The 18,281-nt window shown below is 39.6% G+C and carries 19 protein-coding genes and 2 pseudogenes; 9 read left to right on the top strand and 12 right to left on the bottom strand.

Annotated features, from left to right (window positions below; all coding sequences use genetic code 11):
* Positions 1-7: 7 nt before the first annotated feature.
* The gene (locus tag AB7E63_RS01705) at positions 8-1,546 is read right to left on the bottom strand and encodes an Rne/Rng family ribonuclease (RefSeq protein WP_006340241.1); all 1,539 of its coding nucleotides are present in this window, start codon (positions 1,544-1,546) and stop codon (positions 8-10) included.
* A 367-nt stretch (positions 1,547-1,913) separates the two neighbouring features.
* The gene (locus AB7E63_RS01710; protein WP_013924319.1) at positions 1,914-2,297 is read right to left on the bottom strand and encodes a hypothetical protein; all 384 of its coding nucleotides are present in this window, start codon (positions 2,295-2,297) and stop codon (positions 1,914-1,916) included.
* Between the two features lie 63 nt (positions 2,298-2,360).
* Between AB7E63_RS01710 and AB7E63_RS01715 the strand changes: the two genes are divergently transcribed.
* From AB7E63_RS01715 to AB7E63_RS01735, 5 genes are all read left to right on the top strand, one after another.
* Complete coding sequence (locus tag AB7E63_RS01715; RefSeq protein ID WP_059360242.1) at positions 2,361-3,623, top strand: hypothetical protein; 1,263 nt, start codon at positions 2,361-2,363, stop codon at positions 3,621-3,623.
* A gap of 114 nt (positions 3,624-3,737) precedes the next feature.
* The gene (locus AB7E63_RS01720) at positions 3,738-4,211 is read left to right on the top strand and encodes a YceD family protein (protein WP_006340245.1); all 474 of its coding nucleotides are present in this window, start codon (positions 3,738-3,740) and stop codon (positions 4,209-4,211) included.
* 35 nt (positions 4,212-4,246) lie between these two features.
* Positions 4,247-4,432, top strand: a complete 186-nt coding sequence (rpmF, locus tag AB7E63_RS01725; RefSeq protein ID WP_079891743.1) for a 50S ribosomal protein L32 — start codon at positions 4,247-4,249, stop codon at positions 4,430-4,432.
* Positions 4,433-4,537: 105 nt separating this feature from the next.
* The gene (gene plsX, locus AB7E63_RS01730; RefSeq protein WP_041534457.1) at positions 4,538-5,551 is read left to right on the top strand and encodes a phosphate acyltransferase PlsX; all 1,014 of its coding nucleotides are present in this window, start codon (positions 4,538-4,540) and stop codon (positions 5,549-5,551) included.
* 44 nt (positions 5,552-5,595) lie between these two features.
* On the top strand, positions 5,596-6,867 hold the full coding sequence (locus tag AB7E63_RS01735; protein WP_059360240.1) for a trypsin-like serine peptidase: 1,272 nt from the start codon (positions 5,596-5,598) through the stop codon (positions 6,865-6,867).
* A 223-nt stretch (positions 6,868-7,090) separates the two neighbouring features.
* Here AB7E63_RS01735 and AB7E63_RS01740 read toward each other — a convergent pair whose 3' ends face one another.
* The 3 genes and pseudogenes from AB7E63_RS01740 to AB7E63_RS01750 all read right to left on the bottom strand — a co-directional run bounded on the left by AB7E63_RS01740 (position 7,091) and on the right by AB7E63_RS01750 (position 8,900).
* Positions 7,091-7,342 carry a hypothetical protein gene (locus AB7E63_RS01740; RefSeq protein ID WP_428418525.1) on the bottom strand — a complete coding sequence of 84 codons (252 nt, stop codon included), beginning with the start codon at positions 7,340-7,342 and terminating at the stop codon, positions 7,091-7,093.
* Positions 7,343-7,371: 29 nt separating this feature from the next.
* A complete protein-coding gene (locus AB7E63_RS01745) occupies positions 7,372-7,785 on the bottom strand; it encodes a hypothetical protein (RefSeq protein WP_039378372.1) in 414 nt (137 codons plus the stop codon).
* Between the two features lie 395 nt (positions 7,786-8,180).
* Positions 8,181-8,900 (bottom strand): annotated as a pseudogene (locus AB7E63_RS01750) (IS1 family transposase).
* Between the two features lie 76 nt (positions 8,901-8,976).
* On the opposite strand from AB7E63_RS01750, the pseudogene AB7E63_RS01755 reads away from it, so the two are divergent.
* The 3 genes and pseudogenes from AB7E63_RS01755 to menC all read left to right on the top strand — a co-directional run bounded on the left by AB7E63_RS01755 (position 8,977) and on the right by menC (position 11,873).
* Positions 8,977-9,413, top strand: a pseudogene (locus AB7E63_RS01755) (hypothetical protein).
* A 223-nt stretch (positions 9,414-9,636) separates the two neighbouring features.
* Positions 9,637-10,812 (top strand): trypsin-like peptidase domain-containing protein, encoded by a 1,176-nt coding sequence (locus AB7E63_RS01760; protein WP_006340322.1) that lies wholly within the window; start codon positions 9,637-9,639, stop codon positions 10,810-10,812.
* An 89-nt stretch (positions 10,813-10,901) separates the two neighbouring features.
* Positions 10,902-11,873 (top strand): o-succinylbenzoate synthase, encoded by a 972-nt coding sequence (gene menC / locus AB7E63_RS01765; protein WP_006340323.1) that lies wholly within the window; start codon positions 10,902-10,904, stop codon positions 11,871-11,873.
* Positions 11,874-11,960: 87 nt separating this feature from the next.
* On the opposite strand, the gene AB7E63_RS01770 is transcribed toward menC, so the two are convergent.
* A complete protein-coding gene (locus tag AB7E63_RS01770) occupies positions 11,961-12,266 on the bottom strand; it encodes a DUF6176 family protein (RefSeq protein WP_332370251.1) in 306 nt (101 codons plus the stop codon).
* Positions 12,267-12,431: 165 nt separating this feature from the next.
* Here AB7E63_RS01770 and AB7E63_RS01775 point away from each other — a divergent pair, with 165 nt between their 5' ends.
* Positions 12,432-12,743, top strand: coding sequence for a GNAT family N-acetyltransferase (locus AB7E63_RS01775; RefSeq protein WP_006340325.1), 312 nt, complete (start codon positions 12,432-12,434; stop codon positions 12,741-12,743).
* A 128-nt stretch (positions 12,744-12,871) separates the two neighbouring features.
* Here AB7E63_RS01775 and AB7E63_RS01780 read toward each other — a convergent pair whose 3' ends face one another.
* From AB7E63_RS01780 to pcnB, 6 genes are all read right to left on the bottom strand, one after another.
* Positions 12,872-13,573 (bottom strand): lysophospholipid acyltransferase family protein, encoded by a 702-nt coding sequence (locus AB7E63_RS01780; RefSeq protein WP_006340326.1) that lies wholly within the window; start codon positions 13,571-13,573, stop codon positions 12,872-12,874.
* Complete coding sequence (lpxB, locus tag AB7E63_RS01785) at positions 13,570-14,742, bottom strand: lipid-A-disaccharide synthase (protein WP_006340327.1); 1,173 nt, start codon at positions 14,740-14,742, stop codon at positions 13,570-13,572. Before lpxB ends, AB7E63_RS01780 begins: the two co-directional genes overlap by 4 nt.
* On the bottom strand, positions 14,739-15,428 hold the full coding sequence (locus tag AB7E63_RS01790; RefSeq protein WP_013924332.1) for a lipid-A-disaccharide synthase N-terminal domain-containing protein: 690 nt from the start codon (positions 15,426-15,428) through the stop codon (positions 14,739-14,741). Before AB7E63_RS01790 ends, lpxB begins: the two co-directional genes overlap by 4 nt.
* Entirely contained in the window at positions 15,425-16,144 is a 720-nt protein-coding gene (locus AB7E63_RS01795) for a glycosyltransferase family 2 protein (protein WP_006340330.1), read from the bottom strand. Before AB7E63_RS01795 ends, AB7E63_RS01790 begins: the two co-directional genes overlap by 4 nt.
* A 65-nt stretch (positions 16,145-16,209) precedes the next feature.
* Positions 16,210-16,977: an alpha/beta hydrolase family protein gene (locus tag AB7E63_RS01800; RefSeq protein WP_006340331.1), complete on the bottom strand. Its 768-nt coding sequence runs from the start codon at positions 16,975-16,977 to the stop codon at positions 16,210-16,212.
* Positions 16,961-18,232 carry a polynucleotide adenylyltransferase PcnB gene (gene pcnB, locus AB7E63_RS01805; protein ID WP_006340332.1) on the bottom strand — a complete coding sequence of 424 codons (1,272 nt, stop codon included), beginning with the start codon at positions 18,230-18,232 and terminating at the stop codon, positions 16,961-16,963. The genes AB7E63_RS01800 and pcnB overlap by 17 nt, the downstream gene beginning before the upstream one ends.
* Positions 18,233-18,281 lie beyond the last annotated feature (49 nt).

The raw sequence follows: 18,281 nt of genomic DNA on the forward strand, positions 1-18,281 counted from the left end.
TCGATTCTTATACCTCAACTTTTTTATCGGTAATGGTCGAATAGAAATGGAATTCATTCAGATGAAGATTGTCATTCACATCAAATTCTAAGCGAGCATTTAGACCCTCAGCGATTTTTAATAAAAATCTCTTATCGATGGAGGCCAAATAGTGGTCCAGCTCTGGATGAACGACTAGCTTAAGTGCAAATTGCTGGTTGTGTGCGATGGCTTTTTTCAAGGCTCGCTCAATCTCAATAGAAACGCTTTCGTGTGTTTTAACGAGGCCTCTTCCACTACAATAAGGGCAAGTGGTAAAGATTGTTTGGATTAGAGATTCTCGATTGCGCTGACGTGTCATTTCGACAAGACCGAATTCACTCATCCCCAAAATCGTACATTTAGCCGAATCTTCTTTCATGCATTCTTTCAGGCGATCGAGGACTCTTCTTTGGTTTTTACGATAACGCATGTCAATAAAGTCGCAGATGACAAGTCCCCCGATATTACGTAGGCGTAATTGTCGCGCAATTTCATCAGCGGCTTCCAGGTTGATTCTGACGAGCGATTCTTCAACATCCACTTTGTTATTGGAGCTGCGGCCAGAGTTGACGTCAATTGTATACATCGCTTCAGTGCGGTCAAAGAACAGATATCCACCGCTTGGGAGCCAGATTTTTCGACGTAATGTTTTATCGATTTCTCGTTCTACGTTAAACCGTTCAAACATGGGGACATTATCTCGATAGTATTCGATGCGCAAGGCATGTTCACTGGCATAACGGCTATAGAGATTTTTGCAACTTTGATAGACCGCATAGTCATCCACTAAGATGCGCTCAAAACGTTTGTCCACAGCTGTGATGACTGCCCGTTTGATTAAGTCTGATTCTGCATATAGCAAAGAGGGGCCGCTGGATTTATGGAAGTTTTCCATAATGGTATGCCAAGTGCTCAGCAAATCTGTTGCTTCGGCAATTAACATTTCCGGTGTGGCGCGAGCACTGGCCGTACGGCAAATTAAACCCATATCCGTTGGCATTTCAAAGGCTCGAATCAATTTTTTCAGTCTTTCGCGCGCATTGCGATCTTCAATTTTGCGTGAGACTCCTCGATGTGAAGAGTTAGGCAGCAACACCAAATAACGTCCAGCTAGAGAAATGTTGGAAGTTAGACGGGCCCCTTTGGAACCAATGGGCTCTTTGACAACTTGAACGAGCACAGGTTGATCGATTTTCATGACCTCTTCGATATCCTGCTTTTTTTGCTGTTTATCATCGAGTCCTTTAATATCATAATCTAAATCAAAGTCCATGTCATAGACTTGTTCAAACTTTTTGGTATTTTCCAAAATGTCTGAAATGTGAATAAACCCGTTTTCGCCTTCATTGATGTCAATAAATGCAGATTGAATATTATGGAGAATATTGGTCACGCTGCCTTTGTAAATGTTGCCGGCCAGCTGTCGCTCTCTTTTTCTCTCCACAATGAGATTATAAAGTTGCCCATTTCTAAGATGGGCATATCGAAGCTCTTTGGATTCGATATTAAGTAGAATTTCATCCATTGGTCACCCTAACAGGTAGGAAAGGCGGATGCGAAAAAGGACTGGTTAAAAGCAATAGATCTCATCTGTTCGATTTTAGCAGAAGATGTCCAGATTTGACGGCTCTAGCTTTTGACCCACGCTTTAGATTGAATAGATAAATTCTTCAGAAAAATCATCCATGCTTCAGATTTATGGCGTCATTTTTCGCAGTGAAAGCCTTTCTGTTTAGCTTGTTTTTTCGATTGATTGTCATCCCAATAAAATTGGGAAAGGCGATCGCTTTTTTATCTGTTATAAACAGAATAAAATCGCACTGCACTTAAAGGATCTATTTTAAGATAAAAGCAGGATCTTTTCTACAAAAAAATAACTGGAGGAAAGGTGATTAAGAGGAATGCGTGTTGATTTGTTTGAGGATTTTTTGAAATTGCTTCATTAATTCTTGTAAAACTTCAACTTTTGCTTGCAGACGCTTAGATTTTGCCGCGCATTCTTCGGGGTTATCTTGATCAATTTTTTTATTGAGTTCTTCTGTGCATTCCTTTTTGATTTTTTTGCATGCCTTTTGAATGGCGACAAGGGAATTGAGGGTTTCTTGATTGATTTTAGCTTCTGAAATCACCCAATCTGGGCTATTGGGATCAGGAGAAGGAATTAAAAGATCGACCGGTGGATATTTTAAAGGTAAATCAACGGCTTCTTTTTTGAACTGGATAATCCATAAAGGCTTGGGCATGTAAGGATTTTGAGAAAATTCTTTCCAATCCATAAAAATCTCCTGGTTTGGAGGACCTCTCATTTATTATTATAAAATTTTATAAGTATTTTAACAATGGAAGCTTTGGAACAAATGATGATGGAAAAATGTGCTACACAGGTGGAATTTCATCAAAAAATGGATCAAATTGCACAAGTCCTTGAGGGACAACGGTGGTTAGATATTGATCTTCTTCCTAAAAAATCTTACGGGAGATGGTATAAATGGTTAAGGTGGGCGACCTCGTTTCTTCCAGGAGATCGGTTTACAACAATGCGTATTTCAAATGTGGTAAGCTCTTTGTCTTTGTTTTGTGAAAAAAATAAGGAATGGATGGAATTGACTGATTGTTCCAAACTGAAGGATGTGATGGATTTTTTCGAGCTTAAAGCAACAAAATCTTCAGAAAAAAGAGAATGTTTAGAATCTCTGTGCAAAGTGCGCATCAGTTTAAAAAAAATCGAAGAAGAAAAGAAGCCCAAGGTCCCAAAACTAGAACAAATTCAGACTCTTTCTCCTTTGGAATTTGAAGCCTATTTACAACCCTGGATCGAGCAAAAAATGCTCGAGCCTTTACTCGATCTTATCCCTATGATCGATTCGGAACTGATCCGAGTTTTTGTGGATAAATGCGGCGATGATGAATGTGCGTTAAAAGCTTTATATCAAAAATTTCCCACTGGCGTTGTTTATTTATCTGATCCCCAATTAATATGTTTAGTTAACGGATTAAAAAAAATGCGAGATCGGGAAGAACAGGTCTTTAGTCTTTTTTCGGCAATTTGTCGCACGCCTCTCTCGACCAAAGAGATTATAAGAAAATATCTTCTTCTTTTAGAAACGCTTACACCTCTCTTTTCTCTATCTCTTTTAAGAAAAAAAGGGGAGGATACTAAAGTAAGATGCGAAAGAGTCTATTTAACAACGGCGGTTGCCTTGAACAATTTAAGAAATGAGAGAAAAAGAAAAATTAGTGAAGTTCTCGATTGTCTCAATTTTGATCACCGCATTGAATCTCCTTTTTTCATCATGCTTTTTACCGAAAATGCTAGCGTGAACGAAGTTAGAGAGCTGCTTTCTCTTTCTGCTAAAGCGCGAGAAAAGGTTGCTGAGTTTATGGATTTTGCGATGCAAAATGATAAAAAAAGCAACATTGAAAGCTTATTGCCCTATATCAATACATCCGAAAAGTTTCGCTACATTGTGCAAAAAATTATACTTTCTTCAAAAAGGCAAGCACAGCACGTGCATTTGTTTCTTCATGGGACATCCCTTTATAAAAGCCCTTTGGCGGCAAAAGAAAAGCTTGCGATTCTTCAAGAAAACGGCATTTATTAGTTATTGAGAAAAGGAGTGTTAACGAAGGCTAGGAATTTTATGGAAAAAAAGAAGAAAGAATTGTAGAATTGAAGATTATTTAAATATAATCCCTTAATTTTAAGATAATCTCCTATGGAACGTTTGTTTAAAATCTATGTTGATCGCCTGAAAACAGGAGATAAAGTTGAAATTCATGAGACAGTTTCACCAGATTTCTTGGACGTTCATGAAGATGAACTTTCATTTAAGAAACCGGTTGTCGTGGATGGAGAAGCTTATTTAGCTGGTGATGAACTCATTTTGCATTTGCAAGCAGAAGCGGAAGCACATATTCCCTGCGCAATTTGCAATGAGGATGTTTCAGTAGGCGTATTCTTGGAGAGTTTTTATCATGCCGAACCTCTGGCAAAAATTAAGACCGGTATATTTGATTATCAGGAACTTTTGCGTGAAAGCATTTTGTTGGAAACTCCCGAATTTGTCGAATGCGAAGGCAATTGTCCCAAAAGAGAGAAATTTAAAAAATATTTAAAAACTAATGATTCATCCTCAAATGGGGGAGATCCCGATGGGCATCAACCGTTTTCGGATCTTGAATTAAATTAATGCCTAGGCAGTTTTAAGGTTAAAAGGAGTCACTCATGGCAGTCCCACGTAATAGATCGTCAAACGCAAGAAAAAATTCTCGCCGATCACACCACGCTAAGAAAGCAAAAAGTGTATCTGTATGCTCAAATTGTGGAGTATCAAAACTTCCTCACACAATTTGTCAAGCGTGCGGTGCATATGGCGATCGAGTTGTACTAGGTAAATCAGAAGCTGAGTAAGCTGTTCGTTTTGTCTTTTTTCCTCGAGCTAAACGATTGCGTGATCTTTAGCAGTTGCTCTCACTATAGCAGAGCTAATTGGAATTTTCTTTTTAGAGTGCCAAGATGAGGAAACAACAAGAAAAAGTCTGTATAGGGATTGATTTAATGGGGAGCGATAGCTCTCCAGAAATCCTTTTTGACGCTGTATTAAAAGCAGCAGAGCTTCACCCTGCCCTCTCTATGCTTGTGTTTATTCCACAAGAATCCTCAGAAGATTTCCAAAAAAAAATCCCTTCTCACATGCATGTGAAGTGCATCGCTGTCCAGCAAGAAATCTTGATGGAAGACCATCCTCTTGAAGCGATTCGGCGTAAACCTCTCTCTTCACTTGTGCAAGGCATCCAGTATTTAAAAGATAAAAAAATCGATGCGTTTGTTTCTGCAGGAAACACCGGGGCGCTGATTGCTGCTGCGACTTTGAATATACCCCTTCTTCCCAATATAAAACGTCCTGCTTTGTTGATCACAATGCCGGCTGAGAAAGGAAATGTTTCCATTATTGACGCAGGCGGCAACATCACATGTACAGCAGAGCATTATGTGCAGTTTGCCCAATTGGGAGCCCTCTTTCAAAAGAGCATTGAAAAGACAACCTGTCCAAACGTGGGTCTACTGAATGTTGGCATTGAACCTTTAAAAGGGCATCATGAACTGAGGAAGGCTTATCAAGAACTACAACAATACGTAGAGACATGGCGTCTCAAAAAAATAGATCTTCCTTTAAATTTCATTGGGAATGTGGAGGGAAAAGATGTTTTTTGCGGAAACGTGGATGTCGTTGTGACGGACGGCTTCACGGGGAATATTTTATTAAAATCTTGTGAAGGTATTTCTTCGCTGATTTTTAAGCTCCTCCGCAATCAACTGGGCAATAGCGAACACTTTGATGCCATCGAAAAATTATTTGATCATGCCGAATCTCCAGGTGGTCTTCTATGCGGTCTTGAACGCATTGTGGTTAAATGCCACGGTAATGTCACCCCTCGCTCTATGCTAAGCGGTATTTCAGGAGCCGTTCATTTCATCCAACAAAATCTGATTGAGCGTATGAAAGCGCACTTTTCTCTTTTCTCATAAGAAACAGATTTTAATCAAATTCACAATCAAAAAGGATCTCTGTCATGTATTCTTATACGGATTATTCTTCTAGTGTAAAGGCTTTTGAATCTTTAATTCCCGCAACCGGGGCAAGCCAGTACGCTTCTCTTTTGGGGCAATTTCGCGTACAAAGACTTCCACAGGCTAATATTTGTGAGGTTATTCAAAAAGATCCTGTAGAAGAAGGGCATTTAAATGACCTCTATGATGTTTCTTTGGCAGAAACTTTAAAAAAAATTCAAGCAGCTGTAGGCAAGGTTAACGATGAAACTGGTCAATTAGGGACCTGTTCACTCCTTTCTTTTAACTTGGCCATTGTTCCCTATCATTGCATTGCAGGTCAGGAATTGAAAAACTTGACTGTTGTCTTTCAAAATGTCATTTACAATAGACGCGAATGTAGAGGAGAACCGTTTCCCGTACAAGGCGTTGTAGAGTGTGATGTCGAATTAGATTATGCGATCATGCAATTAGGAGGAGATCCCGGTAGAAAATATGGGTGGTTACCTCTTTGTCAAGACTCTGGAATTTGTTCTGAACCTTTACTTTTGCATCATCCTTTAGGAAAGCCACTTAAGGTGTCCGTTCATCATATGGAAAATGATACAAAAACGACGCCTATTTTTGGACGTCTTTTGACTTATCATGATACCGATTACGGCTCTTCTGGAGGGGCCTATGTAAATCCTCGAGGACATTTTTTCGCTATGCATTTAGGGACAGAGCGAGAAATGACAGGATTTAATTTACTTAGGATTGCCATATCCATCGAAACGATGATTCAACATCATCCCAGGGGATTATTGAGTGCTTTTGCTAGAAAAGAACTTCCACAAGACGCAACAATTCAAACGAGGCAGTGTGTTGAAAGATTAACTCCTTACGATTATCCCTATATTACACTTGAAAAATTTATTCATGCTAATCTTAGCAATGGCAATTATATACTGCGAAAACCTACCAGGGACTTGCCAGGAGTGATGATTGAGCATTATCAAGCCAAGCATACTCCGCAGTGGCCAAAACCATATCCAGGGAAAAAAGGGAGCTCTTTTAACGGATTTTATTTAGATGAAATTATTGAATTGGCAGAGGCGATTATGGCGAGTCGGCCATTATTTAGAGAATTTCATGCGAAAAACGTAGCAGGAAACCTCATTAGAATAAATTCTGCAGATATTCTTGTAAGTAAAGAGTTGTCAAAAAAACTAAAAAATGTTCGCACAGTTAACCTTTATGCAGCTTTTGATTTTCAGACAAAATATTGGTCGATTCATTTTTATCCTGAAAAATAAAAGGCTTCAAAACATCTTCACGAAATGATTCAAGAAGGGCTACGATGGATTAGCCCTTTATCAGTTGCGAAAAACTTCGTAAACATTACGTGAAGGTGAATATTCAAATTGCAAATCCTCAAAAAAATTCTTGAATTTTTTTAGTTTCAACGTTCTCTGGTATTTATTAGGGGATTTTTCAGACATAGAATTTATCGTTTAGAGCGGCTAAGCCGCCCTTATATTACTTGTCTTTCTTCCTTTGTTCTTGATCGTAAACGTCCCATCTAGCAAGAGCGTCGCTTCCAAGAATTCCTACTCCAGTATTTAGCAACCAACCTCCTGCTATTTGACATCCAGGAAGAGGAACATAAATTAAAAATAATCCACACAAAGAAACTGTAACACCTACCATAATAGTTACAGGCACTTCCTCACGCTTTTCTTCTTTTCCTTTTGCAGATTTTGCTATGGTGTAATTTATATCAAAACGCATATCGGCTTCAAAACTTGTATAGGGAATGTTTAACTCGTCACATTGAGCAAACCAAACGGCGCGATGTTTATGCTTTTATCTTCTTTCTTAAAGTCTTTTTTTATTTGTTTAATGTATTTATCATCAATTTTTTGCCCTCGTGCTCTCGCCTCTTTTTGGGCTTGATCTATCTGCTTATTAATATCAATTTTGGTGCCAGTATACTGTTCAACTTCATGTTTAAAATCATACATGTATCCTATAAGTTTGTTCGTTTCACCCTTATCAATAGACCTTTTGACTTTCTCATATATTTTTTCGATTTTAATCCCGAAATTGATAGTAGCAAGATCAAGATTTGCAGCCATTAAAGGGGGAGAAACTAGAGTTGCAGTCGTAAAAGCAATCGTTGTAAAATATGCCACCATAGTGCTACAGAGGAGAGACTGAAAAATATTAGCCATAGCGTCCTTTTTTTTGTTTTTTGTGTATATTTGATTTCATAATAATCTAATTCATTAAAAATTGTTATTCTGGAAAGAAATGAAAAAATAAATATAAAAACAAAAAAAATTAATAAAACTAAAGCTTTATCCCATTCCGTAAATACGATATTCATTAATTGTCATTTTCCTTATGTTTTTTTAGAATTAAAATGGGTTATTGTAGTTTTTATTGTATTAACGCATAGTTGAAATTTCGGTTCATTTATGTATTCATTAACAATAAGTTTACATGCATTTTCGAACATGCCTTTTAATGTGTTTTCGATATTTAAATAGTCATCCATTACGTTTCCTTCTATTGTAAACCAATATTTCCAACCAATTTTATTTCCATCGTTCACTTGCAGGTAGTCCTAAATATGTAATGCTCGATGTTGATTGTAATCGCAAATAAAATATTTGATCATCCCGGCATACTTTGCAAGTTACTTTGAGAATGATAGCGTTTTTCTTATACATCGTGCACATTTTTTTCTGAGCGTATTATTAAATCTTTCAAGTAACTCGTTTTTCCTGACTCCTTTCCGACTGGTCGGTGTCGTATCCAAGGAACAACTTCATAGTACACTGAGAATTTATCTGCATAAAAGATGGCTTTTTTTAAGTCTTCAGGTAATTTTCCCCGCAAGCATTTAGCATCTTTTCGTGTGCGTTTACCCACATGCATCGCTAAAACTTGTCGCGTAGGCGAGTGAAAAGCTAGCCAAAGCCGTTGCTGATTATTCTTGCTCCCTGCATAGCTCCACTGTTCATCCAATTCAATAATGGCAACTCGAACTCTTCTGTGTTAATTACTGTGGCATTTAAGTTCTCGGGTAAATCCTCAATTTCGTTAATGAATTGTAAAAGCCACGGCATATTGACGGTAAAAATTCGACAAATGCCCTCTAATGAAACCCGTTCTAAAAGTGACTGACGAATTAAACCCCGTCTCTCTTCGCTAATAATTTTGTTTTGGGGGCTATGACAAACTGATACCCACATTTAAGACACTGATGATTTTGCTTTCCATTGTGGATATGGCCATTCTTTTTGATCGTCGTCGAGGTACAGATTGGGCAAGTCAAAGTCATTGTAGGTCTCCAAGTAAGATCTAAATAAGAAAGACTTTTATCACTGAAAAGTCAATAAAATTTAAGTCAGCATTACATGTTTAGGACCACCGATGAGAAAGGCAATGTTTCCTTTATTGATGCAGGCGGCAACATCACGTGTACAGCAGAGCATTATGTGCAGTTTGCCCAATTGGGAGCTCTCTTTCAAAAGAGCATTGAAAAGACAACCTGTCCAAACGTGGGTCTACTGAATGTTGGCATTGAACCTTTAAAAGGGCCTCATGAACTGAGGAAGGCTTATCAAGAACTACAACAATACGTAGAGACATGGCGTCTCAAAAAAATAGATCTTCCTTTAAATTTCATTGGGAATGTGGAGGGAAAAGATGTTTTTGCGGAAACGTGGATGTTGTTGTGACGGACGGCTTCATGGGGAATATTTTATTAAAATCTTGTGAAGGTATTTCTTCGCTGATTTTTAAGCTCCTTCGCAATCAACTGGGCAATAGCGAACACTTTGATGCTATCTAAAAATTATTTGATCATGCCGAATCTCCAGGCGGTCTTGAACGCATTGTGGTTAAATGCCACGGTAATGTCACCCCTCGCTCTATGCTAAGCGGTATTTCAGGAGCCGTCCATTTCATCCAACAAAATCTGATTGAGCGTATGAAAGCGCACTTTTCTCTTTTCTCATAAAAAAAAACTTGTTAAGAATTTTTTATCTTTAATTAGAAAGCAGTGAGGTGTTGTCATGCATTTTTCAACTGATTTTTCTTCACAAGAGGGGTTCTGTTTAGAGAGCAACCAACAGTTTGTGCAATCTAACGGAAATGAACCCGTAAGCCATCATTTGTCATTCACGCTTCGAAAAATTTGGCAAGCTGTAGGAAGGATAAACGATTCTACAAGCCAGCTTGGAAACTGTACGCTCATTTCATTTAACCTGGCCATTACTCCTTACCATTGTATCGCTGACGTTGATGTAAGAAATTTGACAGCTGTTTTTCGAAATGTTTTTTATCAAGGAAAGGAACTTCCAGGACAATCTTCCAAGGTACTGGGGATCGTCGAATGTGATCCTATCTTAGACTATGCCATTATCCATCTAGATGGATTACCTGGAAAAATGCTCAGTGTTTTGCCAATTTGCGATGGTTCAGCATTTACTCCTACCCCCATTTTTTTGCATTACCCCATAGGGAAGTCTTTAAAAGTGTCTTTTTATAAAATGGAGGTAGAACAAAGAGTTGGTGCAATCACTAACCGTTTATTCACCCGGGAAATTAAGTATAGGTCTTCAGGAGGAGCATACATTAATCAAGAAGGAACTTTTGTTGCTATGCACCTAGGCGTTGAACGAGAAAGAACCCATTTAGATTTGCAAAGTGTTGCAATTTCTATTGAAGCTATAATGAAAGTGCACCCGGAGGGGATATTAAGCTCTTTTGCTAAAAATGAGCTTGAGCAAAATGCTGTAACGCTGCCGCTAAACCCTCAATATGTTTACGAGTTGGATTTTTGCCCTCTGTCATACATGCATGCGGAATTTTTTTCTCATAAAAATTTTGAAGATGGAAATTATGTTTTAAGACGGCCTGCAATAAGAGTGCCAGGGATTGTGATTGAAAAAGCGCAATCCAAATACACGCATTGTTGGCCGGGTGAAGAGAAAGAAACAAGTCTATTGCGATGGTTTAATCTTGATGATGTTGTTGAGTTGGCACAAGCTATTGTCAAATGTCAAATTCCTCTTAGAATATCTCATAGAAGAGATATCCCTTACATACACGTGCAAATTAATCCATTAGATATCATTTTAAGCAACAATATGTCAAAAAAGCTTAGGGAAGCTGATTACATCAATCTTTTGGCCACTTTTGATGAAAAGAGTAAGTATTGGTCCATTCATTTTTATCCCAATAAGTAAAAAAAATCACTCGCATTAATTCATCAAGTCATTTTAAATCGGAGTTTTGCTAGGAAGTTGCTCATTAAAAATTTGAACTTAGAATAAATATGCGTATTCAAACACTGTCTCTTTTTCCTTATCAGATTCCCTTAAAAAACCACCAAATGAGAGAAGGGGTTTTGTTGCATGTTGTGGATCAGTTGGGGAATAGTGGCTGGGGGGAAATTGCTCCTCTTCCTAAATGGAGTCGAGAGACATTGAAAGAGGCTTTAGCAGAGCTCATTCAAAAGAAACAAGATCTATTAAATCATATATGGGAAAAGTCTACATGCTTAAAAGAACTGGCAAAATTTGATCTCTGTCCATCCCTTACATTTGGTTTTGAGTCTGCCCTTTTTTCAATCTTAAATCCGCTTCCATCTACTTTTATTCCTGTCAGTGCATTATTTATGGGGTCTGTAGAAGAGATTATGCAGCAGGCAACTTTAAGATACGCCGAAGGATTTACTTCCGCCAAGTTGAAGGTCAGCAATTTAACTTTTAAAGAGGCTGAAAGCATCATTGCGCTTTTGAAGAATCGATTCCGTTTGCGCATAGATGTTAATCGGGCATGGAATACAAAAGAATCTCTTGATTTTTTCTCACAATATTCTTTCGATGCTTTTGATTATGTGGAAGAGCCTTTTCAAAATCCCCAGGATCTTACCCTATTTCAACTGCCACTTGCTGTTGATGAATCTTTCCCGCATGATTTGTCTCTGGAAGATTTAGAAAAAATCCCTGCTTTGAAAGCGGTGATTTATAAACCAACAATTCAGGGAGGGCTATTAGGATGTCTTGATCTACATGAATGGACGCTTAAAAAAGGGATCAGTCTCGTATTAAGTAGTTCATTTGAAAGCGATATTGGTCTTGCTCATGTGGCATCTTTAGCGAAGCGGCTTTCGTTAACAGCCTCTGTGGGATTGGGAACCTATCATTATCTCTCCCAGTATCTGAATACGTATCCCTTGCAGTTTTCGAATGCACATATCCACATTCCGGAAAGAATCATTCCTAAGCTAGAGGATGATCCGTGAGTTTTTCAGTTAAGATCAACATGAAATGATGGCTCATGGACAGATTTGTTGAAAAGATGCTTTCACTGATAGAGTTTAAAGGTTGTTTTATTCCTTGTAGGATTTTAAACTTTCGAATCTATCAATGTCTAAAAGTTCCTCTAACACCTCGCGTCCTTCACAATATGTTTTCCAGCAATTTTTGTAATAATGATCAATTGCTAGATTTGATTTGGTAAATACCTCATACGCACGAGTGATATCTTCGGCTTTCATATAGTAAATGAGATACAGGTCATTCCCCTGCTGATCAAGAAAAGCTGACTCCACAAAAACTCCTTCATTTTCTAAAGACTCTAATGTTTCGTTCATCTTTTCTTTGAGTGTCTGAAACCACAGTCTAACTTCTTCAATTAAATCCTTTCACAGCCTGGTTTTGATGCATATTGTTTTCATTAATTTTTCCTTGATCATTTCCGATGATCATTGAATAATGCTTAAATTTAAGTCAAAAAATTATTTTCGGAATAACTTGCAACATTCAAAGCTAATACCTGGAAGAAAACCTAAGGCTGTTTCATGGAAAAAAATTATATCAATCTTCTAGACGAATCATTTCCGGGAATTAGAGACGTGATTATCCGTCGCAAAGCTCTTGGATTTTCCTGGGAGGCAAGTAAGCTCTTTATCAAGCAAGAACAAGGAAACATTTTATCCCATGTCGCCCTTTTGGAATGTCCGATGCTTATCGAAGGGAAATGGCATAAAATAGGTGTCCTGCATGGGATTTGTACACATTCAGCTCATCGAGGCTGTGGATTAGCCATGGAATTGATTCGAGAAGCCCTTCAATGGGCGAAAGGTCGTTATGAAATAGTCCAAGGACTTTGACGAATGTGGGGAAGGATATATGTTTTGGGATTGCTGTAAATGTGGTTCTTGGAATGACTATTCAAATAAGACAAGTCAAAATTGTTACAGAAGAAAATGTTCAGAATAGTTGGTTAGTTCGTAATTTTTTAATTAGGCCATTCAGCAGGATTCGTAAACAATGAAGTGCAAGCCTTGAAATCAATCCCTTTTAAGGCATTTTCTAGCGTTTTTGTGCTTTCTTCAAGAGGCGAATTTTGTTGTTCGAGTTCGACAGGTGATCCAAAGATCACTGAGATGGTCGAAAAAGGTTTTGGCAGAATCAAACGATCCCATGTATTAAATTGCCAAAAGCGGGTGGCTGACCAGCTCATCGGAAATACTGCCGCTCCGGTTTGTTGGGCCGCAAGTGCTATTCCAGGTTTCACTTCGTAGCGAGGCCCTCGGGGGCCATCCGGGGTAATAAGCATCACTTCTTTGCCTTGCTTCAGGCGCTCAATCATCTTTTTTAAGGCTTCGTGTCGACCTGTGTGGGGAACGCGTATTGTTGTCCCACAAGGGTAGCTTTCAGCCAGAATGGCAAGAGGTTCTCCATCGCGACTGTTGCTGACAAAGGCTGCATACATAAACTGTGGGGCAAATTGAGAAACAATTTCCGCACATAATGCCAAACGGTTATGCCACAACATGACAATACAAGGGCGGCTGGAACCCATTTGAACAAATTGCTCCACTCCTTCGACTTTAAATCGGCATGTGTACACCAGAAATCGCACGATGGCTTTGCCTATGTAAGCGAAGATATAAGGAAGACTTTTTTTCTTGAACCTTTGATAAATCGCACGGATCATCTACCTAGCATCTCCAAGAGCGCTTGAGTGGCTTGTTCACAGGGATTGTTTTTTTGCGAAAGAAAGGGGACCAAGTCTTGACATTGTTGGATGCAGGTTTGGCGATTGTTGGACTCTGGATCAGCTAGATCTTCCATTTTGGCATGTACATTTTTAGGTGTAAGACCAGTCGCAATCAGCTCTGGGAAAAGCTGTTTTTGAGCGAGAATGTTGGCGATGGAATAGTAGGGGAGATTCAATCGAAGAATATATTTAGCGATGAAGCGATTGAGTGCCGTCAGTTGATAGATCACTGTCGACGGCCTTTGATGGAGAGCCAATTCTAATGTCACAGTTCCTGATTTCGCAATAGCGGCGTGGCTGTCCTTCATCAATTCGTAAGTATACGCTTTGGGGACAAGAAAAACATCTTGGTGCAATTTTAAGTCTGTCTCTTCAAGGATGCTTTGCATGACAGGAATAATTTCAGGGTGTGCACAAGAGATGGCAAATGTGCGATCCTCTCTTTTCATCAGCTGAGCAGCTTTTAACTGGATGGGTAAATTGCGTTGAATTTCCCCTTTGCGGCTTCCAGGAAATAGAGCAATCAATTGATTCGCGGGCTTGATACCCAAAAGCTCCATCCAATCCTGATGATAAGAATAGCTCTGAATAGAGGTAAGGAGTGGATTTCCAATGTATTCCACACGTAGAGGGGTGTGTGAAAAAAGTTGTTTTTCAAAGGGCACAATCGAGAGCAGCAAATCTAAGGTGTTTGCCATATGCTCAATGCGCCCTTTTCCCCAGGCCCACACGCTTGGGCAAATATATTGGACGATTTTACCTTTGTATCCTTTTTTTCTTAAGGCTTTAGCTAGTCTTAGATTAAATCCAGGATAATCAATGAGAATGACAGCTTCTGGCAGTGTGTCGAGAATGGCATTTCGTACTTGATAGAACTGACGAGTTAGCTTGGGAAGGGAACGTAAAACATCTGAAAAACCCATCACCTCAAAATCTTCCATGCGCAAAACGGAAGAGGTGAAAAAAGGACGCATTAATGGTCCGCCGACTCCTGAGAAAGTATAATCGGGTAGCTTTTGTTGCAAATGCTGCAGCAGATTTTGACCATGCAGGTCGCCGCTTTGTTCTCCAGCAAAAAGAAAAATAGATTTTTGTTTTGCGTTCATGCTTCCTGCTTTACCTGTAGAGGTTTTTTTGCTTGTGCAATCAACATCAAATTGCGGATTGCAGGGATTAATCCAAAGGCTGGGCCAATAAAGTGCACAGGGTCAAAAATGCGTAAAAAGTAAACGAGACTCAAGCATTCACCAACAGCACTTAACCACCAGAATAAGGGTCCTAAATAACTTTTTTTGTGTTTTTCTGCACACCACCATTGAATCCAGAAACGGCTAGCGAATAGGGCCAGGCCAATTGTGCCTAAGCAATGCCAAAAAAAGCTCGTTTCTTCACCTTGGTGCCAGGGAGAAGAGGGGATCCGAAACCAATTGGAGGTTTCCAGGAAGTGCGCTTGCCCATAAAAGCCCAAAGTCACGCTGCAAATGCTAAACATAAAGAGCAGGACTACTGTGCGAAATGCTGCTTGATCTGTTTGTGGTTTCATTAAATTTAAATTGCGCCAAGAAACCACAGCATTCGCGGCTTGAATCACACAGACATGATACTGCATTTGAATAAAAGCATGCACTAGCAAGAACAGATTTCCGGCTAAAGAAAGTTTCCAAAAAGTTGGAGTGACCAAACTCTTCTTTTCTTTTTCACTGATCATCCACTGCAAAAGCGCGCGCCCTGTAAACAACGCGTGGGGGAGAAAGCCTAAAATGTATAATCCTTCACGCCAATTGTCACTCATGGCAGCTCTTTTTCAATCGTATAATTCAATTTACGCTGTGTCATCCAACGCACTGCTAGCATATCTGCCACGGTATTGAAGGAGCGGTTGAAGAAATTGTATTTGGTTGTACCTTGCGTGCGTTCGCGGTGGTTGACGGGCACTTGAGTAATGCGGAATCCTTCCATCCGAAATAAAGCGGGTAAAAAACGATGCATGCCATGAAACATTTTAATTTGTTTAAGGCAAGTCGTACGATAGACTTTGAGGGAACATCCGGTGTCTTGCACGCCATCTTGGCATAAACGACTACGCACAAAGTTGGCAATGCGAGAGGTGATTCTTTTCACCCAATTATCTTTCCGTTTCGTACGGATACCGCAAACTAAATCATATTCTTTGGCGGCTTCTAAAAGGCGAGGGATATCACTCGGGTCGTTTTGTCGATCTCCATCCAATGTGATCACAAACTCTCCTCGTGCAGCTTTAAAACCAGCATCAAATGCACTCGATTGTCCAAAATTTTGCGTGAAGATAAGCGCGCGTAAATACGGTTTTTCTTGCGCTAAAGCTTTTAAAATATCTGGCGTTTTGTCTTGCGAACCATCTTCGACGCAAATCAATTCCCAGGGCTGTTCTAGTTTTTCCATCACTGATTCAACTTCAGCGATTAATGGGATGATGTTGTCTTCTTCATCTTTTAAAGGAATCACGATGGAGTAATATGGATGCTTCATTTTTTATTGTCCCAATTGATTTTGAGGAGAATTATAACTTTTTCTCAATTATCCTGCACGCAGGTTCAGTTTGTTAGCTTTTCCGCTAGCCAACGAGCTCCCTCTTCAAAGATATAAGGTGGAGTTCCATGTCCTTTATGTCCAATTGAAGGAAAAAGTACAAGTTCTGCAGTGGGGGAGCGCCTGCCATGTTCAAAAGCTGCATCAGCAATGGTGCGAATGCATTGAAAGCAGGCATCTGTGCTAACCCGAAGATCTCGATTGCCAATATAATAACGGATATTTTTATCGATTAACAAGTGGGCGAGAGTATCCAAATGATGCTGGGGGAAAGGGATAACAGCGTGTTCTTGATATTCAGTTAAGCAACTAAGCTGAGTCAATGGGGCAAATCCTAAAACAGACGAAACATGTGTATTTTGAGCAGCCAGTTGGGTTGCGATGAATCCTCCTCGCGAGAGTCCTGCTGTCCCTATCGCTCCAGATGAGGTATAATTTTTCTCAATCAGGTAATCGACAATCTCACCACAAGAAGCTACAAATTTTTCGAGAAAAAAAGGATCCTGGCTTAAGGCTTGAGCCCAGTAATGCATGGCTTCTCTATTTTCAAATCCATCTCCATGCCCTGGCAAATCGACAGCAAAAACACGGATGCCAAGAGCATCCCATACGGTAGAGGGCTTATTGTAAGGATCGACAAAAAGGGTATCCTTTTTAGAAAGTGCGAAATAGAAAACGGAAGGCAAAGGCCCCTCTTCAAGAGAGGGGCCACGAAAAGAAACTTCCATTCCAGAAGGAGCAATCAAAACCTGCTTCTTATGAGGATTGGGCATGATGCGAACCTTTTTTAGAAGAATGCATATGGCTAGAAGTCACCGGATGAGTCCGCTTGTAGCCATGTTTAACCTGCTGTTTCCAAAGGTTTTTGGAATGGGTGTAGGTCTCTTCAAGAGACTTATCCATTAAAGAACGCACCTTCAAAAATTTTAAGGCATAGATGAATTCTTTGTTTCGCATCAACTTAGGGTTGCAATGTCTTTTCCCTGAAAGGGGCGTTAAGCGATATTGCATGGCCAGCACAAATGCCATTGTAGAGCTCAAACGGCGGGGAAAATGGGTAAAAGAAGAGGTGACGACTTCCTTTATAATCGAGGAAGTGAGCATCATAATCTCTCCCATATGTGGCGTTCTCCCGTCATCGAGATACTGCTTTTTGACTTCCTGTTGTAAAATAGGAAAAATCAAACAGGCGCTTAAGACAGCCCTTTCAAGCAGGTTTTTGCCAGCATTCTGGTTGATATAATCGACCGTTTTTAAATGCCGATAAATCTGTTCGCCTGCAGGCGTCGCTAAAAATTGGGTTAAAAGAGGAAATAAAAGCTCAAGGATTCCTCCCTTTGCCATCAAATGAAAAAATGAGGCCGCAGAACCTGATTCTAACATTCTAAAAATTTCTTCCAAAACTCTTGCGGGCGAACTTTTCATGATTTCTTTGCGACATTGAACAAGCGCTTTTTTGGAGTCGGCATCAATTTCAAAGCCGAATCGAGCGCGGAACTTGAGCAATCGAATCATGCGAACGGGATCCTGCTTAAACCGGATGGCCGGATCACCAATCGTGCGCAAAAGTTTATGTTTAATATCTTCCCAACCACCCACGAAATCAATGATCGAGTGGTTAGCGGGATCGTAAAATAGGCCGTTAATCGTAAAATCTCGACGTAAAACATCTTCTTCCGGAGAACCCCATTGGTTATCCTGAAGGATTAAATCCCCTTCATTGTCACCAGAACGGAAAGTCGAAACTTCAATGATTTTATGCTTAAAGCGAATGTGAGCTAAACGAAAGCGTCGTCCGATTAAGAGGCAGCTTTTTTGGAAAAGCTGCTTAATTTCTTCTGGTTTAGCAGAAGTTGAAATATCGTAATCTTTAGGAGTTTGCTTAATGAGTAAATCTCGAACACTTCCCCCAACGAGGTAAGCAGTGTATCCCGCATCTCTTAATCTTTGAAGAACATAAAGAGCATCGGAATCAATCATCGCATGATCAATTTCATGCTCGCTTGCAATATAGGTTTTTGGTTGCACAGAAAATTCGCAGCTCCCTCAATACCAGGAATAGATCCGTTTGAAATGT

It is taken from the genome of Parachlamydia sp., from assembly GCF_050255895.1.
In the GTDB taxonomy this organism is placed as follows: domain Bacteria; phylum Chlamydiota; class Chlamydiia; order Chlamydiales; family Parachlamydiaceae; genus Parachlamydia; species Parachlamydia acanthamoebae.

Bases quoted from the DNA above. Each gene is read 5' to 3' on its own strand.
- AB7E63_RS01710 (WP_013924319.1), bottom strand. From the start codon at position 2,297: ATGGATTGGAAAGAATTTTCTCAAAATCCTTACATGCCCAAGCCTTTA.
- plsX (WP_041534457.1), top strand. From the start codon at position 4,538: ATGAGGAAACAACAAGAAAAAGTCTGTATAGGGATTGATTTAATGGGG.
- AB7E63_RS01745 (WP_039378372.1), bottom strand. From the start codon at position 7,785: ATGGCTAATATTTTTCAGTCTCTCCTCTGTAGCACTATGGTGGCATAT.
- AB7E63_RS01760 (WP_006340322.1), top strand. From the start codon at position 9,637: ATGCATTTTTCAACTGATTTTTCTTCACAAGAGGGGTTCTGTTTAGAG.
- rpmF (WP_079891743.1), top strand. From the start codon at position 4,247: ATGGCAGTCCCACGTAATAGATCGTCAAACGCAAGAAAAAATTCTCGC.
- AB7E63_RS01780 (WP_006340326.1), bottom strand. From the start codon at position 13,573: ATGATCCGTGCGATTTATCAAAGGTTCAAGAAAAAAAGTCTTCCTTAT.
- AB7E63_RS01715 (WP_059360242.1), top strand. From the start codon at position 2,361: ATGGAAGCTTTGGAACAAATGATGATGGAAAAATGTGCTACACAGGTG.
- AB7E63_RS01775 (WP_006340325.1), top strand. From the start codon at position 12,432: ATGGAAAAAAATTATATCAATCTTCTAGACGAATCATTTCCGGGAATT.
- AB7E63_RS01790 (WP_013924332.1), bottom strand. From the start codon at position 15,428: ATGAGTGACAATTGGCGTGAAGGATTATACATTTTAGGCTTTCTCCCC.
- AB7E63_RS01720 (WP_006340245.1), top strand. From the start codon at position 3,738: ATGGAACGTTTGTTTAAAATCTATGTTGATCGCCTGAAAACAGGAGAT.
- menC (WP_006340323.1), top strand. From the start codon at position 10,902: ATGCGTATTCAAACACTGTCTCTTTTTCCTTATCAGATTCCCTTAAAA.
- AB7E63_RS01705 (WP_006340241.1), bottom strand. From the start codon at position 1,546: ATGGATGAAATTCTACTTAATATCGAATCCAAAGAGCTTCGATATGCC.
- AB7E63_RS01800 (WP_006340331.1), bottom strand. From the start codon at position 16,977: ATGCCCAATCCTCATAAGAAGCAGGTTTTGATTGCTCCTTCTGGAATG.
- AB7E63_RS01740 (WP_428418525.1), bottom strand. From the start codon at position 7,342: ATGCGTTTTGATATAAATTACACCATAGCAAAATCTGCAAAAGGAAAA.
- AB7E63_RS01795 (WP_006340330.1), bottom strand. From the start codon at position 16,144: ATGAAGCATCCATATTACTCCATCGTGATTCCTTTAAAAGATGAAGAA.
- AB7E63_RS01735 (WP_059360240.1), top strand. From the start codon at position 5,596: ATGTATTCTTATACGGATTATTCTTCTAGTGTAAAGGCTTTTGAATCT.
- lpxB (WP_006340327.1), bottom strand. From the start codon at position 14,742: ATGAACGCAAAACAAAAATCTATTTTTCTTTTTGCTGGAGAACAAAGC.